At 52.7% G+C, this 3,977-nt stretch carries 6 protein-coding genes; all 6 read left to right on the top strand.

The annotated features are described in order from the left end of the window. Positions 1–392, top strand: a 392-nt coding sequence (locus BP822_RS09180; protein ID WP_286878177.1) for a DUF5616 domain-containing protein, incomplete at its 5' end; no start/stop codon positions are given. Positions 393–504: 112 nt separating this feature from the next. Beyond that, positions 505–954, top strand: a complete 450-nt coding sequence (locus tag BP822_RS09175; RefSeq protein ID WP_273271397.1) for a hypothetical protein — start codon at positions 505–507, stop codon at positions 952–954. Positions 955–1,120: 166 nt separating this feature from the next. After that, complete coding sequence (locus BP822_RS09170) at positions 1,121–1,840, top strand: glucose-6-phosphate isomerase family protein (RefSeq protein WP_013720337.1); 720 nt, start codon at positions 1,121–1,123, stop codon at positions 1,838–1,840. Positions 1,841–1,885: 45 nt separating this feature from the next. After that, on the top strand, positions 1,886–2,824 hold the full coding sequence (locus BP822_RS09165) for a UbiA family prenyltransferase (RefSeq protein WP_286878176.1): 939 nt from the start codon (positions 1,886–1,888) through the stop codon (positions 2,822–2,824). 68 nt (positions 2,825–2,892) lie between these two features. Then, the gene (locus tag BP822_RS09160) at positions 2,893–3,438 is read left to right on the top strand and encodes a hypothetical protein (RefSeq protein ID WP_286878175.1); all 546 of its coding nucleotides are present in this window, start codon (positions 2,893–2,895) and stop codon (positions 3,436–3,438) included. A gap of 66 nt (positions 3,439–3,504) precedes the next feature. Next, on the top strand, positions 3,505–3,977 hold a 473-nt coding region (locus BP822_RS09155), incomplete at its 3' end, for a hypothetical protein (protein ID WP_286878174.1).

Here is a 3,977-nt window from a genome sequence, read left to right as displayed (position 1 = left end):
TCCTCGGAGGCCATCCCGTCTATTCATGCGATGACGGCTTCCTGCGAGATAGCAGAGGGATCTTCAGGAGCTACAAAATCTCCTCGCTCACCGCTCTTGCCCTCAACCAGATCCTTGATCTTCTGGCCCAGGCTGGTCCCGCAAGAACAGAGGTGCTGCTGGACCAGCAGATGAGCCGCAGCGGAGAGATGGCAGAGCTGATAAAAGGGATGATGGCAGATCGGCACCTCTGCGGCACAGCCAGAACCGCCAGAGATGTCGATCGCCTTTTAAAGGCAACCAGGGGAATAGTGTTGACCAGCGACGGAAATGTGATCGATAGCTTGGATCATGTTATGGACCTTCCCCGAGAGATTGCCAGAAGATCGGGCATAAGGCCTCTGACTCTCTGACAATTGCCTGACACTATCTTTTATCTCTATCATCCAATCGTTATCTTTTTATGCTACATGGATTAATATACTATTGGGGTTTGAAAAGCTTTCAAAGTTATGGTGAGTGGTAATGAGAACGAGAGTATTTGCTTTAGTGGCGTTGGCATTGTTGCTCATGGGCGGAGGGGCTCTGGCATCCCATCCTATGTTCTTTCCCCTTAGCGAGCATACCATAGCCAAGGATATTACCGATAGCGGCATGCCGCTATACAGGACAAACATATTTACCACCGATGATGAGCAGGCCGTCTCCTGGTTGCTTATCTGGCGGGACTCAAAGCCGCATACTGTGGAGTGGAGATGGTACTGGCCCGAGGGCAGGACCTATGCCCGGTCGTTTAGCACCATTCCGCCCATCGACGGATTCACGGGAATGTGGGCGGCACCTGTCTGGAGCTGCCTGAAGATCAAGGGAACTGACGTTTCCAGGCTTCCAGGAAACTGGAGGGTGGATGTGATAGTGGACTTCAAAAAGGAGCTCACGGAGTACTTCACCATCAACACTCCTTATGCCTGCTGAGTCCTATACTGGCATATCAGCATATCGAGATTAATAAAGGTCCTGAATGATAAGACTGGCAAGCTAAAGCGCTAGCTCTGCTTTTAGTCTTTCCATTTCTTTGCTCGAATGCCAGTGGAAGACCATATAAATCCTGGAGGGCCTAAGGAGAGCGGTGGCATAGAAAATGGATCTAGAATTTGGTGGCAAGACCAAAGAGCCTGATATTCGCAGGCTCTTTGACATGAAAGACGTTATATTCGATCAGATCTGGCTGGCGGGAAGAGAGAACTTTGAGCTGTACTATATGTTCCGCGACCTCTTCTTGAGCCGGGCGGACGGGGATAAGCTTCGAGACCAGAACTTGAGATACGATATCACCATAATCCCTCCAGGGATGATGGGCAGCGAGTACATTAAGACTGCAGGCCACTATCACCCCCTGGCACCGGGGTCTGCCGTTACCTATCCTGAGCTCTATGAGGTGCTTGAGGGCGAGGCGCTCTATCTCCTGCAGAAGGAGGATCTATCCGATGTGGTGGCCATAAACGCAGCCGCCGGGGATAAGGTCCTGGTCCCCCCCAATTACGGGCATATCACCATCAATCGATCCAATAAGACCCTCAAGATGTCCAATTTCGTGGCCAGGGACTTCTCATCCCTCTACGATCCCATAAAGGAGAAGGGAGGAGGGGCATATTTCTTTACCCGCGATGGGTGGATCAAGAACCCGCGCTGTCCGGAGGCGTCTGAGCTGCGGCGGGCCGACGCACCAGGTGGCAGAACCCTTTCCCAGCTGGGGCTGGCCAAAGGCAAAGAGATGTACCCTCTCCTCAAGGAGCATGGCCGGCTGGATTATCTGACCCGGCCCGGGGATCACCTGGATCTCTTTTCAGGCGTAATCTGAGAGTATGGATTCAAAAGATGAACCCCCTAGGGAAGTTTGAATAAAATGACAAACCAAGGATTCTCAGACTTCAGAGCATATATCGAGCTGCTACGCCCACCGCTCGCGCCCATGGACATCGCCATGCCTGCAGCCTCGGCTCTCTTGGCGGTCTATGCGGTGGAAGGGACTCTTCCTCCTCTGATTCCTTTTGTAATAGCTGTGCTCGGATCCTACTGTGCCATCACCAGCTCTTATGTCTATAACGACTGCTGCGATATCGAGGTGGATAAGGTCGGCATGCCCTGCCGGCCACTGCCTTCGGCAAAGCTGAACAAGAGGCAGGCCCAGTCTTGGTCGATATTTCTCTTTCTCGTCGCCCTGTCTGCCGCCCTCTACCTCAACCCCGAGAGCTTTGTCGCCCTCGTCGCTGCCACCATACTTGCAAGCATCTACTCCGCCTGGGCCAAGAGGAATACCCCCTTCTCCTGGATCTTCGTGGGATTATCCTATGGATTGGTGCCTTTAGGCGTCTGGCTGGCTATGGAGCCGGCGGGGATTCTCAAGGCCGGCGCTGGCATCCACCCTGCCTCTCTGATCCTGGCGGCGATGATCTGCATCACCGATTGGGGATTTACCAACTGCGATGCCTCCCGTGATGTTGAGGGCGACAGAAGAGAGGGAATTCCCACCACACCCGCCACCTTCGGCATTGCGGTCACCGCAAAGATGGTGGCCCTCTTCTGGCTGGCAGGAATCGCTCTTTCCATTGCCCTGGGATTGGCCTCGGGCCTGGGGTGGTTCTATTTCATCGCAGCCATTGTATCCGGCGGCTGGCTGCTGGGGCAGAACCAGGATTTCGTGCGCCATCCGACAGCAAAAAGAGGCGAGCAGTTCTTCTATCAGTCCGCCAACTACCGTGCGTGGCTCTTTGCGGCTCTGATCATCGATGTGCTGCTCAGAGCAACCCTGCACCAGGCCCTGCCTCAGTTGGGTTGGCTTTGAACACAAATGGCTCTTGCATTCGAAAGCCTTTTATTGCCAAGAGTCATTTCAACACCAGTGGGGTCAGTATGAAGACTGCATTTGCAGCAGCAATGGCATTGCTGATAGCATGCCTCTTGGTCGGGAACGCTCTTGCTCAGGAGAAGAATAACTTCCAGAGCGTTGGCGGGGACTACGGCAGAAATGTATTGAGCACCATCGGAGCATCGGACGCCGAGGCGGCATCAAAAAGCGAGAGCAATCAAAATCTATGGAGCTGGGGAGGAGCGCCCAAAGGCAGCCTGATTGTGGACGGTAATATCATCGGCGATCCGCGGTATACGTTGAAGAACCTGAGCGTTATGCGCGATTGGCTGGGCGATTCGTTCGTGGATCCCTATGGAGATACCCCTGCTTATTCCTATTTCGATCCGGTCACTGGGGAGAGAGTTAAAACCTATGTGGATCCAATCACCGGGCAGCACTACTATACATACACAGATTCCAATAGCGGAAAACTGGTCTACGTCTACTTTAATCCGGAGACTGGTGAGCCGATATATGCCAGCTTCACTCCCATCTCCGGCCAATACATCGGAGAAGAGCAATACTCATTGCCACCAATACTCAGATAAAACTGATTAAATGACCTGCGAAAGCCTTTTATCATCAGGCATCAATCTCAGCATGGTGGGTTCGGTATGAAGACTGCATTAGCAGTGATTGTATTGGCATTAGCTTGTCTCTTGCTAGCGAACTCTTCTGCTCAGAGCACTGGCAGCTATCAGGCTCTAAGTGGAGATTCCGGCAGGTCTATCCTGGCAAGCCTGGAGGCCATTGATTCCCAATCAAAGGAAAAAAGCCAGAATACAAGCAAGAATGATACCCTTTGGAGCTGGGGAAGCGCGCCCAAGGGAAGTGTTCTTGTGGATGGAGAGGTCTTGACCGATCCATTCAACAGCTGGAAGGATTTCAACATCACAGAGAGCGGGATAGCTCAAGTGGGAGTCGATCCTTTCAAGGGGTATCCGATATATGCCTACAAGATCCCCAGGACTGGGGAGACGAAGTACTTCTACCTGGATCCTTACACCAATGAGCCATTCTATGTGGATGGCTATGCCGGTGCTGACATCCCTGTTGTTGCAAAGAGCAGCAGTTACTCATTGCCACC

The sequence above is a fragment of the Methanosaeta sp. UBA458 genome (genome assembly GCF_002496085.1).
Classification (GTDB): Archaea; Halobacteriota; Methanosarcinia; order Methanotrichales; family Methanotrichaceae; genus Methanothrix; species Methanothrix soehngenii.
Note: the sequence above shows the minus strand (reverse complement) of the source record. Positions and strands in the feature narration are given on the sequence as shown.

What these genes read in the sequence shown, in the direction of transcription:
- BP822_RS09175 (WP_273271397.1), top strand. Translation starts at nt 505, where the DNA reads ATGAGAACGAGAGTATTTGCTTTAGTGGCGTTGGCATTGTTGCTCATG.
- BP822_RS09170 (WP_013720337.1), top strand. Translation starts at nt 1,121, where the DNA reads ATGGATCTAGAATTTGGTGGCAAGACCAAAGAGCCTGATATTCGCAGG.
- BP822_RS09165 (WP_286878176.1), top strand. Translation starts at nt 1,886, where the DNA reads ATGACAAACCAAGGATTCTCAGACTTCAGAGCATATATCGAGCTGCTA.
- BP822_RS09160 (WP_286878175.1), top strand. Translation starts at nt 2,893, where the DNA reads ATGAAGACTGCATTTGCAGCAGCAATGGCATTGCTGATAGCATGCCTC.